General features: G+C 70.6%; 15 protein-coding genes and 1 pseudogene. 8 read left to right on the forward strand and 8 right to left on the reverse strand.

The genetic code is table 11. The features are described 5' to 3' along the window. Window positions 1–107: 107 nt before the first annotated feature. The 5 genes from AB0I98_RS47455 to AB0I98_RS47475 form a co-directional block, all read right to left on the reverse strand. Window positions 108–3,230 carry an efflux RND transporter permease subunit gene (locus tag AB0I98_RS47455; protein ID WP_362952364.1) on the reverse strand — a complete coding sequence of 1,041 codons (3,123 nt, stop codon included), beginning with the start codon at window positions 3,228–3,230 and terminating at the stop codon, window positions 108–110. Between the two features lie 155 nt (window positions 3,231–3,385). Next, the gene (locus AB0I98_RS47460) at window positions 3,386–4,069 is read right to left on the reverse strand and encodes a response regulator transcription factor (RefSeq protein ID WP_328441080.1); all 684 of its coding nucleotides are present in this window, start codon (window positions 4,067–4,069) and stop codon (window positions 3,386–3,388) included. Continuing rightward, entirely contained in the window at window positions 4,066–5,286 is a 1,221-nt protein-coding gene (locus AB0I98_RS47465) for a sensor histidine kinase (RefSeq protein WP_362952366.1), read from the reverse strand. Before AB0I98_RS47465 ends, AB0I98_RS47460 begins: the two co-directional genes overlap by 4 nt. Before the next feature lie 96 nt (window positions 5,287–5,382). Next, window positions 5,383–5,661, reverse strand: coding sequence for a hypothetical protein (locus tag AB0I98_RS47470; RefSeq protein ID WP_362952368.1), 279 nt, complete (start codon window positions 5,659–5,661; stop codon window positions 5,383–5,385). 19 nt (window positions 5,662–5,680) lie between these two features. After that, entirely contained in the window at window positions 5,681–6,463 is a 783-nt protein-coding gene (locus AB0I98_RS47475; RefSeq protein WP_362952370.1) for a PspA/IM30 family protein, read from the reverse strand. 271 nt (window positions 6,464–6,734) lie between these two features. On the opposite strand from AB0I98_RS47475, the pseudogene AB0I98_RS47480 reads away from it, so the two are divergent. From AB0I98_RS47480 to AB0I98_RS47490, 3 genes and pseudogenes are all read left to right on the forward strand, one after another. Further along, window positions 6,735–7,363, forward strand: a pseudogene (locus tag AB0I98_RS47480) (DUF3043 domain-containing protein). 86 nt (window positions 7,364–7,449) lie between these two features. After that, window positions 7,450–8,151, forward strand: coding sequence for a methyltransferase domain-containing protein (locus AB0I98_RS47485; protein WP_362952372.1), 702 nt, complete (start codon window positions 7,450–7,452; stop codon window positions 8,149–8,151). A 146-nt stretch (window positions 8,152–8,297) separates the two neighbouring features. Further along, entirely contained in the window at window positions 8,298–9,368 is a 1,071-nt protein-coding gene (locus AB0I98_RS47490; protein WP_362952374.1) for a trypsin-like peptidase domain-containing protein, read from the forward strand. Between the two features lie 49 nt (window positions 9,369–9,417). Here AB0I98_RS47490 and AB0I98_RS47495 read toward each other — a convergent pair whose 3' ends face one another. Continuing rightward, complete coding sequence (locus AB0I98_RS47495; RefSeq protein ID WP_362952376.1) at window positions 9,418–9,630, reverse strand: hypothetical protein; 213 nt, start codon at window positions 9,628–9,630, stop codon at window positions 9,418–9,420. 178 nt (window positions 9,631–9,808) lie between these two features. Between AB0I98_RS47495 and AB0I98_RS47500 the strand changes: the two genes are divergently transcribed. Beyond that, window positions 9,809–11,011 (forward strand): bifunctional adenosylcobinamide kinase/adenosylcobinamide-phosphate guanylyltransferase, encoded by a 1,203-nt coding sequence (locus tag AB0I98_RS47500; RefSeq protein ID WP_362952378.1) that lies wholly within the window; start codon window positions 9,809–9,811, stop codon window positions 11,009–11,011. Between the two features lie 8 nt (window positions 11,012–11,019). Here AB0I98_RS47500 and AB0I98_RS47505 read toward each other — a convergent pair whose 3' ends face one another. Continuing rightward, window positions 11,020–11,736 carry a class I SAM-dependent methyltransferase gene (locus tag AB0I98_RS47505; protein ID WP_362952380.1) on the reverse strand — a complete coding sequence of 239 codons (717 nt, stop codon included), beginning with the start codon at window positions 11,734–11,736 and terminating at the stop codon, window positions 11,020–11,022. Window positions 11,737–11,876: 140 nt separating this feature from the next. On the opposite strand from AB0I98_RS47505, the gene cobT reads away from it, so the two are divergent. The 3 genes from cobT to AB0I98_RS47520 all read left to right on the forward strand — a co-directional run bounded on the left by cobT (window position 11,877) and on the right by AB0I98_RS47520 (window position 15,484). Continuing rightward, entirely contained in the window at window positions 11,877–12,977 is a 1,101-nt protein-coding gene (gene cobT, locus AB0I98_RS47510; RefSeq protein WP_362952382.1) for a nicotinate-nucleotide--dimethylbenzimidazole phosphoribosyltransferase, read from the forward strand. Window positions 12,978–13,038: 61 nt separating this feature from the next. After that, window positions 13,039–14,763, forward strand: coding sequence for a phosphatidylglycerol lysyltransferase domain-containing protein (locus AB0I98_RS47515; RefSeq protein WP_362952384.1), 1,725 nt, complete (start codon window positions 13,039–13,041; stop codon window positions 14,761–14,763). A gap of 10 nt (window positions 14,764–14,773) precedes the next feature. Next, the gene (locus tag AB0I98_RS47520; RefSeq protein WP_362952386.1) at window positions 14,774–15,484 is read left to right on the forward strand and encodes a hypothetical protein; all 711 of its coding nucleotides are present in this window, start codon (window positions 14,774–14,776) and stop codon (window positions 15,482–15,484) included. On the opposite strand, the gene AB0I98_RS47525 is transcribed toward AB0I98_RS47520, so the two are convergent. Further along, on the reverse strand, window positions 15,421–16,188 hold the full coding sequence (locus tag AB0I98_RS47525; protein WP_362952388.1) for a hypothetical protein: 768 nt from the start codon (window positions 16,186–16,188) through the stop codon (window positions 15,421–15,423). The genes AB0I98_RS47520 and AB0I98_RS47525 overlap by 64 nt on opposite strands. Window positions 16,189–16,381: 193 nt before the next feature. Here AB0I98_RS47525 and AB0I98_RS47530 point away from each other — a divergent pair. Continuing rightward, a partial coding sequence (locus tag AB0I98_RS47530) for an adenosylcobinamide-GDP ribazoletransferase (protein WP_362952390.1) occupies window positions 16,382–16,915 on the forward strand: 534 nt, incomplete at its 3' end.

Genomic DNA, 16,915 nt, shown 5'->3' on the forward strand with positions numbered 1-16,915 from the left:
CCTCCCCCCCATCTCTCTGGGGCCCATGTCTTAGTCCCGTCCAACGGGGGGCGGGGGGGGCCCACACAGTTGAGGGGTTCGGTCCCCGGCCGCCGGTGATCAGGCCGTCACACGCCCGCGGGCTCCGGCTCCTCGGCAGCCGGCGTCGGCTGCGCGGGCAGTTTCGCCTGCCGCTTCGCCTCGCGCTTCTTCGCCCAGCGCTCCTTGCGCAGTTCGAGCATCGCGTAGAGCGTCGGGACCAGGAGCAGGGTCAGCAGGGTCGACGTGATCAGACCGCCGATCACGACCACCGCCAGCGGCTGGGCTATGAAGCCGCCCTCGCCGGTGACGCCCAGGGCCATCGGGAGCAGGGCGAAGATGGTCGCCAGGGCCGTCATGAGGATGGGGCGCAGTCGGTGGCGGCCACCCTCGACGACCGCCTCGACGACGCCGTAACCCTGCCTGCGGTACTGGTTGATGAGGTCGATCAGCACGATCGCGTTCGTCACCACGATGCCGATCAGCATCAGCATGCCGATCATCGCGGGGACGCCCATCGGGGTGCCCGTCGCGACCAGGAGGCCGATGGCGCCCGTGGCCGCGAAGGGGATGGAGACCAGCAGGATCAGCGGCTGGACCAGCGAGCGGAACGTCGCGACCAGCAGCATGAAGACGATCGCGATGGCCGCCAGCATCGCCAGGCCCAGGTTGGCGAACGCCTCGTCCTGGTCCTCGGAGACACCGCCGATCGCGGCCGTGGCGCCCTCCGGGAGGTCCAGCGAGTTGATCTTCGACTGGAGGTCCGTGCTCACCGCGCCGGTGTTGTCGCCGGTCGGCCGGGCCGTGATGGTGGCCGCGCGCTGACCGTCGATACGGGTCATCGACACCGGCCCGTCGACCATCCGGACCGTGGCGATGTCGGACAGCTTCACCGGGCCGAGGCGCAGCGCCTTCAGCTCGGCCAGCGTCTCGGCGGGCTTCGCCGACCTGATGACGACGTCGCGCTCGGTGTCGTCCAGGGTCGCCTTGGCGGCGGTGGTGCCCTTGACCGCCTGGGCGACTGCCGCGCCGAGGGTGGTGTCGTCGAAGCCGGCCGCGGCGGCCTTGTCGTTGGCCCTGACCGAGATGCGCGGCACGCTCTGCGCCAGGTCGCTGCTGACGTCGGTGACGTCGTCGAGCCCGGCGACCGTCTTGCGGACCTCCTCGGCGGCCTCGCGCAGCACGCCCGCGTCGGCGGCCTTCACGACCACGCTGAGGTCCTGGCTGCCGAAGCCGTCACCGGCCGCGATGGTCGTCGTACCGATGCCGGACAGCTTCTTCAGGCCGTCCTCGATACGGGTCTGCACCTCGTCGTACGACGCCGAGTCCTCCAGCATCACCTGGTACGACGCCTGGTTGGTGTCCGTGCCGCCGCCGAAGGCCGCCATGAAGCCGGACGACCCGACGGTGACCTGGTAGTCCTTCACGCCCTCGACGGAGCCGAGCAGCTTCTCGACCTTCTTCGCCTGCTCGTCGGTCGCCGCCAGGCTGGTGCCGGGCTTCAACTCCTGCTTGACGGTGAGGACTTCCTGCTCGCCCTGGTCGAAGAAGTTGGTCTTCAGCAGCGGCGCCATGCCGAACGTGCCAATGAGGATCACGATCGCGAGCGCCACGCTGGTGAGACGGCGGCGGGTCGCGAAGCGCAGGACGGGGACGTAGAGGCGCTGGAGACGGCTCTTGGCCTCCTTCTCCTCCGCCAGGCGGCGGGCCTCATCGGCGTCCTCGGGCGTGCCCTTGGGGGCGCGCAGGAACCAGTACGACAGGACGGGTACGACCGTCAGCGAGACCAGCAGCGACGCGAGCAGCGCGGCCGTCACGGTCAGGCTGAACGAGCCGAACAGCTCGCCCACCATGCCGCCGGACAGGCCGATCGGGAGGAAGACGGCGACGGTGGTGAGGGTCGAGGAGGTGACCGCGCCCGCGACCTCGCGGACCGCCTTGAGGATGGCCTCCTGCCGCTCCTCGCCGTAGCCGAGGTGCCGCTTGATGTTCTCCAGGACCACGATCGAGTCGTCGACGACCCGGCCGATGGCGATGGTGAGCGCGCCGAGCGTCAGCATGTTCAGCGACAGGTCGCGCGTCCACAGGACGATCAGGGCCAGCACCACCGACAGCGGGATGGAGACCGCGGTCACCAGCGTCGAGCGGATCGACGCCAGGAACACCAGGATGACCAGGACCGCGAAGAGCAGACCGAGCCCGCCCTCGGTGGTCAGACCCGAGATGGACTTGGAGACCGCCGGGCCCTGGTCGCTGACGACCGTGATGGTGGCGCCGGAGCCCAAGTCCTTGCGCATGTCGGCGAGTTTGTCCTCGACCGCGTCGGAGATGGCGACCGCGCTGCCGTCCTGGTCCATGGTGACGCTCACGGCGAGGCTGGGCTTGCCGTCGGTGCGGGTGAGGGAGTCGGCGGTGGCCTGCTCCTGCTCGACACTCGCCACGTCGGCGAGGCGCACCGGATCGCCGCCCGCCTCCCCGGTGACCATCAGGTCCTGGATCTGCTTCAGGGAGGTGAAGCCGCCGCCGACCTGGACGGTGCGGTTGTTGCCTGACTCGTCGAAGGACCCGGCCGGTACGGTCGCGCCGCCCGCCTGGAGCGCCTGGGAGAGGGCCTGCGAACTCAGGCCCGCCTTGGCGAGCTTCGCCTCGTCCGGGGTGACGGTGACCTGGAGGTCTCGTACACCGTCGACGGTGACCTGTCCGACGCCGTCGATGTCCTTCAGGTCCGGCACGACGGTCCGGTCGAGCCGGTCGGCGAGGGCCTGCTGGTCCTGGTCGGAGGTGACGGCGAGGACGACGGTCGGGATGTCGTCCGTGGAACCGGCGACGACCTGCGGGTCCACATCGTCCGGGAGCTGGACGCGGGCGCGGTTGACGGCCTGCTGGACATCGGCGACGAGCTGCTTGGTGTCGTTGCCGTAGTCGAAGGAGGCCATGATCAGGGCGTTGCCCTCGCTGGCCGTGGAGGTGACACCGGTGATGGCGTCGACGCCCTCGAGCGCGTCCTCGATGGGTTCGACGACCTGCTTCTCGACCACGTCCGGGGACGCGCCCTGGTACGGGGCGAGCACGGACACCATGGGAAGTTCGATGGAGGGCAGCAACTGCTGCTTGAGCTGCGGGATCGCGATCGCTCCGAACGCGAGCGCGACGATCGACATCAGCCCTATGAGGGCCCGTTGCGCGAGGCTGAATCTTGACAGCCAGGACATGGGTCAGCGTCTCTCTTCTGTGGCCTGAGCGGAGGAAGGGGCGCATGTGAGCGCCCACCCCTACACCCTGAGCCATCGCCGGACGGTGATCCGTCGACCCTGGGTCCCGTTCCTTATCTGTCGCCTACTCCGGCCGCAGTACGACCCGGCGGCACTCACTCCACCCTTGGACGTACCAGCCCCGACTCGTACGCGATCACCACGAGCTGGGCCCGGTCCCGCGCGCCCAGCTTGGCCATGGCCCGGTTGACGTGCGTCTTCACGGTCAGCGGGCTGACTTCGAGGCGTTCGGCGATCTCGTCGTTGGAGTGTCCGCCGGCGACCTGGACCAGCACCTCGCGCTCCCGCCCGGTGAGCGCGGCGAGGCGTTCGGCGCGGGCGGGGTCGCGCTCGTCGTCCGCCGCGTCGCCCTGGGCGAGGAAGCGGGCGATCAGGCCCTTGGTGGCGGCCGGGGACAGCAGCGCCTCCCCGCCGGCCGCGACCCGGATCGCATTGAGGAGTTCCTCGGGTTCGGAGCCCTTGCCGAGGAAGCCGGAGGCGCCCGCGCGCAGCGACTGCACCACGTAGTCGTCGACCTCGAACGTCGTCAGGATCACCACCCGGACCTGCGCGAGGCTCGGGTCGGCGCCGATCATGCGGGTGGCCGCGAGTCCGTCCGTACCCGGCATGCGGATGTCCATCAGGACGACGTCGGCCCGCTGTTCCTTCGCCAGCCGCACCGCCTCCGCACCGTCGGACGCCTCGCCCACCACCTCCATGTCGGGCTCGGAGTCGACGAGCACCCGAAAGGCGCTGCGGAGCAGCGCCTGGTCGTCGGCGAGCAGGACACGGATGGTCATACGGAGTCCTTCGCTGGGCTGGTGCGGGTCTTGACCGGCAGGATCGCATGCACCCGGAAACCGCCGCCGTACCGGGGACCGGTGGTGAGAGTGCCGCTCAGAGCGCTGACCCGCTCCCGCATCCCGATCAGCCCGTGCCCGCCGCCGGCCTCGGGGGCGTCGTCCTCCCCGGCGCCGTTGTCGAGCACCGTGATCTCGATGTTCTCTCCCACGCGTACGACGCTGACCTCGGCCTTGGCCTCGGTGCCGGCGTGCTTCTGCACATTGGTGAGGGCTTCCTGGATGACGCGGTAGGCGGCCAGGTCGACGGCGGCGGGCAGCACGGTGCCGTGGTCGGCGCGGGCGACCTCGACATGCAGTCCGGCGCTGCGGAAGGTGCCGACGAGTTCGTCGAGCCGGACCAGGCCGGGCGCGGGTTCGGTCGGCGCCTCGGGGTCGTCGGACTGCCGCAACAGGCCGACGGTGGCGCGGAGTTCGTTGAGCGCGGAGCGACTGGCCTCCCGTACGTGGGCCAGGGCCTCCTTGGCCTGGTCGGGCCGCTTGTCCATGACATGGGCGGCGACTCCGGCCTGCACATTGACGAGCGCGATGTGGTGGGCGACCACGTCATGCAGGTCCCGGGCGATCCGCAGCCGCTCCTCGGCGACCCGGCGGCGGGCCTCCTCCTCACGGGTGCGCTCAGCCCGCTCGGCGCGCTCCCGTATGGCGTGCACGACCGCACGCCGGCTGCGGACCGCGTCGCCGGCGGTGGCGCCGATGCCGGTCCAGGCGAGGACGCCGAGGTTTTCCTGGGCGTACCAGGGGAGCGGGCCGGCGAGCATCGCGGAGCCGGTCAGCACGGTCATGGTGAGCAGGCCGACGCGCCAGGTGGTGTGCCGGTCGGTGCTGGCGGCGACGGTGTAGAGCGCGATGACCGCGGACATGGCGACGGGGGCGCGCGGGTCGCCGGTGACGGACTCGATGAGCGAGAGGGCGCCGGTGAGGGCGAGGACCGTCTTGGGGGCGCGGCGACGGAAGACCAGGGCGGCGGCGCCGAGCGTGATGAGGACCAGGCTGAGGGCGTCGGGGCTGCGCAGGCTCCAGGTGACGCTGTCCTTGCCCCGCGGGTCCACGAAGGAGCCGGCCACCATGCAGGCGAGTACTGCGGCCGCGAGCGCGGCGTCGAGCGCCAGCGGGTGGGACGTCAGCCACTGCCTGGCGCGGTCGATGCTGCTCACGGTCGTCAACAGTACGTCCTGGGGGCTGCGGCCCCCAGACCCCTCAAGCGCCGGACGGGCTGGATGATGCGGCCCGGCGCCGAGAGGAGCCGTCCCTCATCCCGGGATCAGCCCGTCGTCGCTCAGCATCTCCCGGACCTCTTCCAAGGTCGCGTCCGGGGACGGGAGGATCAGTTCCGAGGGCTCCAGGGAGTCGTCCGGCAGGGGTTCGCCCAGTTCGCGGACCTTCTGGAGGAGGGCGTGGAGAGTGGCGCGGAAGCCTGGGCTGTCGCCGCTCTCCATCTCCCGAAGGAGTTCGTCGTCCAGCTTGTTCAGCTCGGTGAAGTGGCTGTCGGCCAGCCTCACCTGCCCCTCCCCCATGATCCGTACGATCATGTCGCCCTCCGTATGGCGATTACTGCTTGTCGAAGCGCGGGGTGTCCTGCGGCTGCTGCTGGGACTGCGACTGCTCCTTGCCGCCCTCGATGGCCTGCTGCGACGAGGAGCCGCCGGCCAGCTCGGCCTTCATCCGCTGCAGTTCCAGCTCTACATCCGTACCACCGGAGAGGCGGTCCAGCTCGGCCTGGATGTCGTCCTTGTGCATGCCGGACTGGTCGTCGAGGGCACCGGAGGCGAGAAGCTCGTCGATCGCGCCGGCGCGGGCCTGGAGCTGTGCGGTCTTGTCCTCGGCACGCTGGATGGCCATGCCGACGTCGCCCATCTCCTCGGAGATGCCGGAGAAGGCCTCGCCGATCCGGGTCTGGGCCTGGGCGGCGGTGTAGGTGGCCTTGATGGTCTCCTTCTTCGTGCGGAAGGCGTCGACCTTGGCCTGGAGGCGCTGGGCTGCCAGGGTGAGCTTCTCCTCCTCGCCCTGGAGAGTCGCGTGCTGCGTCTCGAGGTCCGTCACCTGCTGCTGGAGGGCGGCACGGCGGGACAGCGCCTCACGCGCCAGGTCCTCGCGGCCGAGGGCGAGCGCCTTGCGGCCCTGGTCCTCCAGCTTGGAGGACTGCGACTGGAGCTGGTTGAGCTGCAACTCCAGGCGCTTGCGCGAGGTCGCCACGTCGGCGACACCGCGGCGGACCTTCTGGAGCAGCTCCAGCTGCTTCTGGTACGAGTAATCGAGGGTTTCGCGCGGGTCCTCGGCCCGGTCAAGGGCCTTGTTCGCCTTCGCGCGGAAGATCATCCCCATACGCTTCATGACACCGCTCATGGGCTTCGCGCGCCCCCTTCTGACGGACTACATCCAGCTCCTGCGACAGAACCCACAGTACGGGCCCTGCATCCATTACCGCACTGTTCGGGGACGGATGCGCTCATCCCCAAGGACGACTGCGTTCGGCCCTGCTCCGGCGTAGGGAGTAGGTGACCCCTGAGAGTTACCCCTGAGATCGAACTCCGGGAGCAGCGCCCCTTCTGTCCCCACTAATACGACTGGTGTTGCCGGATCGTTCCCCGTGGGGCTGGGGTCCATGCCCGGGACCCCGTACCCTTGGGTTTTGTGTTCCGTAGCCGTGCCAAGGATGAGAAGGCCGCGAACGCCGACAAGGCGTCGCTGACCGACTCCACTCAGACCCGTGACCCGCAGGCCCCGAAGGGCAGGCCCACTCCCAAGCGGAGTGAGGCCCAGTCCCAGCGCCGCAGCGTCGCCAATACGTCGATGACCCGCAAGGACGCCGCGAAGCGTCAGCGCGAGGAGCGCCGTGCCGCCCTGGACAAGCAGCGCCAGGCGCTGGCCGGCGGTGACGAGCGCTATCTCCCCGCGCGTGACAAGGGGCCGGTGCGCAAGTTCGCCCGGGACTTCATCGACTCGCGGTTCAACGTCGCGGAGTTCTTCCTGCCGATGGCCGTGGTCATCCTCGTACTGAGCATGGTGCGGGTGGCCTCGCTGCAGAACATCGCGCTGCTGCTGTGGCTGGTCGTGATCGTGCTGATCGTGCTCGACTCGATCGCCACCGGTTACCGCCTGAAGAAGGGTCTTGCCGAGCGCTTCCCGGACGAGAACAAGCGCGGCGCCGTCGCCTACGCGCTGATGCGCTCTCTCCAGATGCGCCGGCTCCGGCTGCCGAAGCCGCAGGTCAAGCGCGGGGAGCGGCCCTGACCGGCACGGCTTCGTTCTCGGGGGGCGCGGCGGATGCCTGGCTGAGCAAGCTGGGCGGGCTCCGTGACGTCGTACGCCAGGAGCTGGTGGCCCGCCAGCTCGACGAGCAGATAGCCGGCCGGTTCCCGGTCGGGCGGCGGCTCCGGGTGCTCGATGTGGGGATGGGCCAGGGCACGCAGGCGCTGCGGCTGGCCCGGGCCGGACATCAGGTGACCGGGGTCGAGCAGGATCCGAAGATGATCTCCGTCGCGCGGGAGGCCCTGTCCGCCGAGCCGGAGGGGATCCGGGAGCGGATGCGGATCGTCGAGGGCGACGGCCGTGACACCGGCGTGCACTTCCTGCCGGGCAGTTTCGACGTCGTGTTGTGTCATGGCGTGCTCATGTACGTCGACGATCCCGACCCGCTGCTGGCGGGGCTGGCCCGGATGCTCGCCCAGGGCGGACTGCTATCGCTGCTGGTGCGCAACGCGGACGCGCTGGCGATGCGGCCGGGTCTGTCCGGCGACTGGGCGGGCGCGTTGGGCGCCTTCGACTCGGTCTCCTACCGGAACCGGCTCGGCCTCGACGTCCGTGCGGACCGGCTCGACGCGCTGACCGGGACGCTGGCCGGGATCGGCGCACCGCTGCACGCTTGGTACGGTGTACGGGTCTTCACGGACACGGCTGCCGACGGGGCGGAGGCGCCGGGCGACATCGACGCGCTGCTGGCTGCGGAGGAGCGGGCCGGGCGGACGGATCCGTACCGGCGTGTGGCTGCGCTGCTGCATTTGTGCGGGGTGCGTGGGTAAGCGCTCCGCTGGTTGGGCGGTACGTTTGCCGCGGGCCGGTGGGGCTGGTCGCGCAGTTCCCCGCGCCCCTTACGGGGCCCGGCTCCTGAGCCCCGTTCGGGTCAACAGCGGGAGCCGGAGAATCACCCCGAAGCGAGACTCGGGGCATGGACGCTTCCCGTATACGTGGCCTGCGGCTCGTCGCCGTACTCGCTTGCTCGCTGGCGCTCGTCTCCGGTTGTACCGACTCCGGGTCGTCGTCTCAGTCGTCGGAGTCGGAGAGGACCACCACGCAGGCCGCCGTGCCGGCCGTGGACAGTGAGTTGCAGGACGCCTACACGAAGGTGATCAAGGACGTTCTGCCGTCGGTCGTGCAGATTCAGGCCCGGAACGACCTGGGTTCCGGGGTGGTGTACGACAACCAGGGCCACATCGTCACCAACGCGCATGTCGTCGGGGACGAGAAGGCCTTCCAGGTGACGACCGCCAACAGCGAGGACGTGCTGACCGCCCGGCTCGTCTACGCGTACCCGGAGCAGGATCTCGCCGTCATCAAGCTGAACGCCGTACCGGACGGTCTCAAGGCCGCGAAGTTCGGGGACTCCGCGAAGGTCGAGGTCGGGCAGATCGTCCTCGCGATGGGCTCGCCGCTCGGGCTGTCGTCGAGTGTGACGCAGGGTATCGTGTCGGCGACCGGACGGACCGTCAGCGAGGGGCGGACCGGCGGCGGTACGGGCGCGACGATCGCGAACATGGTGCAGACGTCGGCCGCCATCAACCCCGGCAACAGCGGCGGCGCCCTGGTGAACCTCGACGGCGAGGTCATCGGCATCCCGACGCTCGCCGCCACCGACCCCAACGTCGGGGACGCCGCGGCGCCCGGCATCGGGTTCGCGATCCCCGCGTCGATGGTGAAGACGGTCGCCGACCAGATCATCAAGGACGGCAAGGTGACGGACTCGGGCCGGGCCGCGCTCGGCATCACCGGCCGTACGGTCGTCGACGACGACTACCAGGTCGCCGGGGTCGCGGTCGTCGCGGTGACGAGCGGCGGGGCGGCCGACCGGGCGGGCCTGGAGGCCGGAGACATCATCACCAGGCTCGGTGACACCGACATCACGACCATCACCTCGCTGTCGGAGGCGCTGGCCATGCGGAAGCCGGGCGACCGGACGACGGTGACGTTCACGCGCAACGACGCCGAGAAGACGGTGGATGTGACGCTGGGTGAGCAGTGAGGAGGGGCGGCCGGTTTACGGTCGCCCCTCCCCCGTCCGTCCTACCGTCTTACGCGTCCGTGGCGTGCAGGCTCATCGGGCCGTAGATCTCCGTGGCGTCCTCGAACAGGCGCACCTGGTCCGCACCGCCGGCGAGCAGGTCTTTCCAGTACTCGCCGAGCCAGGACTCGGCGTCTCCCTGCGTGGTGAACTCCTCGGGCTGCACCGCGGGCTGGACCTCCGCGCCGTCGGCCTTCTCGAATCGCCACGTCCATAGGGCCATGTGCGCCTCCCGTGTTTGAGCGGTTACGGAGCAGAAGCGTATGCGGTTGTTCGTTGTGTGCGGCTCGGTGGGGGCTGGTCGCGCCCACGCGGCGGAGCCGCATATCGATACAGCCCCGCGCCCCTAACGGGGCGTCCCAGTCGCGCGTGACTACCAGTGAACGGCGAAAATCAACTTCGTGGACGTGACTCTGCTCGGTACCGGTGCCCCCGCGGGGCTGCCCCGCCCCGAATGTCCCTGTGCGGTGTGTGCTGCCGCGCTCGGGCACGATGCGCGGGCGGCTACCGCGTTGCTCGTGGACGGGGTGCTGTTGATGGATCTGACGCCCGGTGCCGCCTTTGCCGCCGCGCGGGCCGGGCGGTCGCTGGGAGGTGTGCGGCAGGTGTTGTTGTCGCATCCGCATGATGGGCCGGCCGTGGAGGTGCCGGCGGGGGTGCCGGGGCCGGGGCGGGTGCCGGACGGTCGGGAGTTGGCGTTGTTGACGGGGCATCGGGTGCGGGCCGTGGCGATGGATGCGGGCGGTACGGGGTATGCGGTGACCGGCCCTGATGGGCACCGGCTGCTGTATGTGCCGCCGGGCAGTGCGCCGGCCGGGCTGGAGGAGGGGGACGGCGAGGCGTACGACATGGTCGTGGCCGATGTCGTGGGGCGGCCGGACGCGTTGGCACGGCTGCGGGCGGTGGGGGCGGTCGGGCCGACGACGGATGTCATCGCCGTACATCTGGATCACGACGTACCGCCGGGGAGAGAGCTGCGTCGGCGGCTCGCGGCGGCCGGGGCGCGGGCCGTGCCGGACGGGACGACGCTGGTCGTGGGGGTGTACGAGGACGTACCGGATGTGCCGCGGCGGACGCTGGTGCTGGGCGGGGCGCGATCGGGGAAGTCCGTGGAGGCCGAGCGGCGGCTGGAGGCGTTTCCCGATGTGCTGTATGTCGCCACCGGCGGCACGCGGGACGAGGACTGCGAGTGGGCCGCGCGGGTGGCCGCGCATCGGGAGCGGCGGCCGGGGTCCTGGCGTACGGCGGAGACGTGTGACCTGGTGCCGTTGCTGGAGGCCGACGGGCCGCCGTTGCTGATCGACTGTCTGTCGCTGTGGCTGACGGATGCGATGGACTCCGTCGGGGCGTGGGACGACGCGGTGTGGGCCGACGGGGGTGAGCGGGCCTTGCGGGAGCGGGTGCGGGAGCTGACCGGGGCCGTGCGGGCGGCGCGGCGGACCGTTGTCGCCGTGTCGAACGAGGTGGGGTCGGGGATCGTGCCGGCCACCGCCTCCGGGCGGCGGTACCGGGACGAGTTGGGGCGCTTGAACGCGGCGTTCGCGGGCGAGTGCGAGCAGGTGCTGCTGGTGGTGGCGGGGCAGGCGGTGGTGTTGCGGGGGTGAGCGGGGACTCAGGCCTTGCAGGCGATGAGTCTGTAGGTGGTGGAGAAGCGGGTGCGGCTCAGGGGTGAGGAGAGAGTGCAGCCGCGGGATTCCAGTTCCGTGCGGAGGTTGTCCAGGGGGATCAGATGGGTGTGGCCTGGGTGGGTCTGGGGGCGCCACCGCCTGCCCAGGAGGGTGGCGAGCGCGGACTGCGGGTTGGGGGTCTCGATCACCAGGTGGCCCCCATTGCGGAGAAGCGTGAGCGCGGCCTGGAGTTCCGCACGGGGGTCGGACGTGTGGTGCAGATGGTTGAGGAGGCTGACCACGTCGTAGCGCGCGCGGAGGATGGTCGTGATGTGTGGGTCCGGCAAGTTGCCCACGTAGGCCTCTTCGATGCGGTCCGCCGTGCGTGCCTGCACCACCAGCGGGGTGGGGTCCAGTCCGTCGAAGGACGTGTACGGGAAGAGTTCCCGCGCCGTTTCCGGGAAGCCGGCGTCGCGTGTGCCCACGTCCAACCAGCTCTCCGGCTCGGGCCTCAGACGCATCATCGCGCGGGCGGTGAGGAGGTGTTGACGGCGGGTCGCGGAACAGGGCTTGACATGTTCTTCCAACAACCTGTCCTCGACAGGACGTTGGGGGTTCTGGAACACGTGCGCGCAGTCCCGGCACTCGTCCACGGCTCTCGTACGGGCGCGGAGCAGTTTCGAACCGCACCATGGGCAGTCGTCGCGGCGTGCGGGTGGCATGGGCGGCTCCCCTGAGGACGTACGACATTCCACTGCAAAACGGAACGTATGGGATCGCGATCTTGGGTGCAATGACGTCGTGTGCGCGTGGTGGCGATGTGGCGCCGTTCCGTTCGATCGGGGCCGGTACTGTTCGGCGAATGAGCTCGCTTAATCTCGACGACTTCACCGATCTGATCGAGCGCCCCGACGGCGGGGTGCGCCGCGATGCGGAGGCGCGACGGGAGCGTCAGATCGTGCCGCCCGGAGCACTGGGCCGCCTCGACGACCTGGGTGAGTGGCTGGCGGCGGCGCAGAGCGCCGTGCCGGTGCGGCCGATCGAACAACCGCGGGTGGTGCTGTTCGCCGGCGACCACGGGGTCGCCGAACTGGGTGTCTCCGCGCGGCCCGCGGGCAGCGCCGGAGCGTTGGTGCGGGAGGTCCTGGAGGGCGGCCGGCCGGTCTCCGTCCTGGCCCGGCGACTGGGCGTGCCCGTGCGGGTCGTGGACATGGCGCTGGACTGCGATCCGGAGACGCTGCCCGACGAGGTCGTACGGCATCGGGTACGGCGGGGCAGTGGACGTATCGACGTCGAGGACGCGCTGACGGCGGAGGAAGCCGAGGCCGCGTTCCGGGCCGGGGTCGCGGTGGCCGACGAAGAGGCCGACTCCGGTACGGATCTGATCGTGCTCGGCGATGTGAGCGTGGGCGGGACCACGGCGGCGGGCGTCCTGGTCGCCGCGCTGTGCGGGACCGATGCGTCGGTCGTGACCGGGCGCGGGGGGCTCGCCATCGACGACCTCGCATGGATGCGGAAGTGCGCGGCGATTCGCGATGCCCTGCGGCGGGCCCGGCCCGTGCTCGGCGATCAGCTGCAGCTGCTGGCGACGGTGGGCGGTGCCGACCTGGCCGCCATGACCGGGTTTCTACTGCAGAGCGCGGTGCGGAAGACGCCGGTGATCCTGGACGGGGTCGTGGCGGCCGCCTGTGCGCTGGTGGGCCAGCGGATCGCGTTCCGCGCGCCGGACTGGTGGCTGGCCGCGCACAGCAGCGGGGAGCCGGGGCAGGCGAAGGCCCTCGACCGCATGGCCCTCGAGCCGCTCCTCGACCAGGGCGTGACGGTGGGGGAAGGGGCGGGGGCGTTGCTTGCGCTATCGCTGGTGCAGGCCGCGGCGGCGTTGGCGGCGGAACTGCCGGAGAAGGCAGAGGAAGCCGAGGAGCCCGAAGAGGCCCAGGAAGCTGAGAAGGCGGCGGACGAGTAGGGGAAAGACGGGGCAAGCCATGTACCGAAATCGGTAAATCTGCCCCATATCATCCCTTCCTATGGGAGATACCCGCGTTGCCGCTGCCTTCGCCGTCTGGTATTTGCGGGTCGTCGCGTTCGTCAACTTCCTCAGTGCGGTGTGGGTGTCCCTGGGCCAGGACCTGCGGCGGCACAACCAGGAGAACTACTTCACGCCATATCTGCTGACCGCCGGTTTCGCGTCCGGTGTGTTCACGGTGTTCCTGGCGATCACGATGCGGCGCCGCAAGCGGGCGGCGTGGATCCTGAACCTCGTGCTCAGCGGGCTGTTCCTGCTGCTGCTCGGCTTCGCGATGTTCTTTCCGGAGATCCGGCGGCACGCGCAGAACTGGGTGTCGCTCGTCCTGACCGCAGCCTTCCTGGCGTCGCTGCTCGTCGGGCGGCGGGAGTTCTACGCCAAGGGCGACCGGTCCAACCCGAAGCTGGCCGCAGCCGTCGCGGTGGGCGGGCTGCTGGTCTGTTCGCTGCTGGCGGCGCTGCTGGTAACGGTCACCAACCAGGCGCACGACGAGCACCGCTCGACGTTCGCCGACCGCTGGCGGTACGGGACGCTGCGGCTCGTCTCGGTCGTCGCCGACGACTCCCGCATCCCCGGCATCTCCAGCCCCACTTGGGTCAACGTCACCATCAACGTGCTCAGCACGCTGCTCGTCCTCGCCGTCTTCTACGCCGCCTTCCGCTCCCGGCGTGCCGTCGACCCGCTCACCGAGGACGACGAAGCGCGGCTGCGGGCGCTGCTGGAGCGGCACGGCGAGCGTGACTCGCTCGGGTACTTCGCGCTGCGCCGGGAGAAGAGCGTCGTCTGGTCGCCGACCGGCAAGGCGGGCGTCGTCTACCGGGTCGTGAGCGGGGTGGCGCTGGCCTCCGGGGATCCGGTCGGCGACCCGGAGGCGTGGCCGGGCGCCATCGAGCCGTGGCTGGCCCAGGCGCGTGAGCACGGGTGGATCCCGGCCGTGATGGGGGCGAGCGAGGAGGCCGGGACCGTGTACGCGCGGCACGGGATGGACGCGCTGGAGCTCGGTGACGAGGCCGTGGTGGAGGTCGCCGAGTTCACGCTGGAGGGGCGGGCCATGCGGACCGTACGGCAGGCGTACAACCGGGTGAAGCGCGCGGGGTACGTCGTCCGCATCCGGCGGCATGAGGACATTCCGGCCGACGAGATGACGTACCTGCTGGAGCGCGCGGACGACTGGCGGGACGGGGCGACCGAGCGTGGGTTCAGCATGGCGCTCGGGCGGCTCGGGGATCCGGACGACGGGCGGTGCGTGATGCTCGAATGCGCCGATGGCCAGGGCGAGTTGAAGGCGCTGCTGTCCTTCGTGCCCTGGGGGCCGCGCGGGCTCTCCCTCGACCTGATGCGACGGGACCGGGACGCCGACAACGGGCTGATGGAGTTCATGGTGATCGAGCTTCTGAATCGTGCCCAGGAGATCCAGATCACGCAGGTTTCGCTCAACTTCGCCATGTTCCGCTCGGTCTTCGAACGTGGCGCACGCATTGGCGCCGGACCGGTGCTGAGGCTGTGGCGGTCGCTCCTCAGCTTTTTCTCGCGCTGGTGGCAGATCGAGTCGCTGTACCGCGCCAACGCCAAGTACCGGCCCATCTGGGAACCGAGGTTCCTGCTCTTCGAGAAGAGCGCGGACCTGCCCCGCATCGGCATCGCCGCGGCCCGTGCGGAGGGGTTCCTGGAGGCGCCGGGACTGCCGAAGTGGATGCACCGCGAGCATCTTCAGACGCGTAGATGAGGTCGTGGACATGAGTACGCTCGCCCGCTGGGCCCGCGCCGAATGGGGACTGCTGTACGTCGCCGTGCGCGGGACGATCGCCGAGCGGCGCTGGCGGGCGATTCCGATGACCATCGGCGCTGTGTGCCTCACGGCTCTGCTGCATTTCGTCCACAACCAGTCCTGGGGCTACGGGTTCGTCCAGGACGTGGGGGCCGTACGGGCCGAGGATCCCCTGTGGCTGGCGCTGCTGCGGACTCCGCTGTCGCTGTTCGTGCCCGCGCTGGATCTGCCGGTGTGGGGAGGCCTCGTACAGATCCTGCTGGTGTTCGGGATCGCCGAGATCTGTCTGGGGTGGTGGCGCACGCTCGCCGTCGCGTACGCCGCCACGCTCGCCGGAACGCTGTACGCGCGCGTGGGCATCGCACTCGGTCCGGGCGGGCTGCTGGGGCTGCCCGCGTCGGACGCGTATGTCGTGGACACGGGGCCGTCGGCGGCCGTGGTGGGGCTCGCCGTGTTCCTCGGCTGGCGCTACCGGGCGTACGTCACCGCGGGGGCGGTGATCGTGGCGATGGTGGTCGAGGTGCTGGTGAAGGAGAACCTGGCCGGCAAGGAGCATCTGGCGGCGATCGCGGGGGTGCTGGTGCTGTGTGCCGTGTGCGCGGTGCGGGCGGCGCGTCAGCGGCGGTCGACGGAGCGGGCCGGTTCCACCGGATCGGGTTTGCCGCCGATCAAGTCCTGAAGCCGGCGGCTGGGGCCCGCCCAGCGGCGGTCGTGGCGGTAGGCGCGGCGGAGGGACCTGGCGCGGGCGCGGGGGCGGTGGCGGTAGAAGCGCTTGGCCCAGGGGGAGCCGGGGCGGGCCAGGCGGATCGTGCCGACCACGGCGATGAGCGGGACGATGACGCCGAAGATCGCGGTGCGGGCCTTGCCCTTGCTCAGGGCGAGCAGCGAGAAGGCGAAGTTCGTGAGGACGGTGCTGATGACGGTGGAGCGGTTCTGCAGTTCGTCGTCGTCGAGGTCGTTGACGCCGAAGGGGGTGTAGCCGACGAGGACCAGGCCGACGAGGGCGGCGGTCAGCACCACGACCTCCACGCTCTTGCGGCCCGCTTCCGTCCAGTAGACGTCGTCGAGGTGGAGGATCAGCGCGAACTCGTCTAGGAGGAGGCCTGCGCCGATGCCGAAGACGACGGCGGCGAGGGCGGAGCCGAAGCCGCGGGTGCCGCCGGCTACCGCGCCGAAGCCGCCGATGACGGTGAGGACGACTCCGGGGACGACGTGGTGGATGTGCACGCCGCCGGCCTTGATGTTGCCGAAGGGGCCCTTGCCTGCGCGGATCAGGCGGGTGATGAGGCGGGTGAGGAGGAAGGTGACGACGAAGGCGGTCAGGGCGAGGAGCAGGGGGAGTTTGCCCGGTTCGATGATGTTGTGCTCCAGCCAGTGCCCCATGTGTGACAGTTTGCCCGGTGTGGGGTGGGGTGTCTTGCGGGTGCGGCGTGTGAGGTGGCTGGGGTGGGGTGGGTCGCGCAGCCCGGCGCTTACGGGGTGCCGCCTGCGCCCACCCGTGCCGCCCCAGGCGGCACGCATGCCCGCAGCTGGGGCAGGACGGCAGCCCGTAGTTGGGCGGCTGTAGCCTTCCCGGATGTCCAGGACCCTGCCCCTTCATGGCCTTCGTTTTGCCTTTGGGACGCTCACCGTGCTGCCTGTGGAGGTGGTGCGGTGGGACCGGGAGGCTGCGCGGGGTGGGATGGTGTGGGCTCCGTTGGCCGGGGTCGTCGTGGGGGGTGTTGCGGCCGGGGTCGGGTTGCTGTTGGTGGTTCTTGGTGCCGCGCCCCTGCTCGCTGCCGTGGGCACCGTCGCCGTGCCTGCCGTGCTCACCCGGGGGCTGCATCTTGACGGGCTGGCCGACACCGCTGACGGGCTCGGTAGCGGGAAGCCCTCGGAGGACGCGCTGCGGATCATGAAGCAGTCGGACATCGGGCCGTTCGGTGTGATCACGCTGGTGTTGGTGCTCCTCGCCCAGGTGGCCGCCCTGACAGAGGCTTACGACGGCTCCTGGGCCCGGGGTGCGTTCGCCGCCGTCGTCTCCGCGACCGTCGGCCGGCTGGCGCTGACGACCGCCGCGCGGGCCGGGGTGCCCGCCGCGCGGCCGGAGGGGCTGGGGGCCGCGGTCGCC

The sequence above is a fragment of the Streptomyces sp. NPDC050211 genome, from assembly GCF_040656035.1.
In the GTDB taxonomy this organism is placed as follows: domain Bacteria; phylum Actinomycetota; class Actinomycetes; order Streptomycetales; family Streptomycetaceae; genus Streptomyces.

Coding starts and splice junctions, on each gene's coding strand:
- AB0I98_RS47455 (WP_362952364.1), bottom strand. CDS start 3,230: ATGTCCTGGCTGTCAAGATTCAGCCTCGCGCAACGGGCCCTCATAGGG.
- AB0I98_RS47460 (WP_328441080.1), bottom strand. CDS start 4,069: ATGACCATCCGTGTCCTGCTCGCCGACGACCAGGCGCTGCTCCGCAGC.
- AB0I98_RS47470 (WP_362952368.1), bottom strand. CDS start 5,661: ATGATCGTACGGATCATGGGGGAGGGGCAGGTGAGGCTGGCCGACAGC.
- AB0I98_RS47475 (WP_362952370.1), bottom strand. CDS start 6,463: ATGAAGCGTATGGGGATGATCTTCCGCGCGAAGGCGAACAAGGCCCTT.
- AB0I98_RS47490 (WP_362952374.1), top strand. CDS start 8,298: ATGGACGCTTCCCGTATACGTGGCCTGCGGCTCGTCGCCGTACTCGCT.
- AB0I98_RS47495 (WP_362952376.1), bottom strand. CDS start 9,630: ATGGCCCTATGGACGTGGCGATTCGAGAAGGCCGACGGCGCGGAGGTC.
- AB0I98_RS47505 (WP_362952380.1), bottom strand. CDS start 11,736: ATGCCACCCGCACGCCGCGACGACTGCCCATGGTGCGGTTCGAAACTG.
- cobT (WP_362952382.1), top strand. CDS start 11,877: ATGAGCTCGCTTAATCTCGACGACTTCACCGATCTGATCGAGCGCCCC.
- AB0I98_RS47515 (WP_362952384.1), top strand. CDS start 13,039: ATGGGAGATACCCGCGTTGCCGCTGCCTTCGCCGTCTGGTATTTGCGG.
- AB0I98_RS47520 (WP_362952386.1), top strand. CDS start 14,774: ATGAGTACGCTCGCCCGCTGGGCCCGCGCCGAATGGGGACTGCTGTAC.
- AB0I98_RS47525 (WP_362952388.1), bottom strand. CDS start 16,188: ATGGGGCACTGGCTGGAGCACAACATCATCGAACCGGGCAAACTCCCC.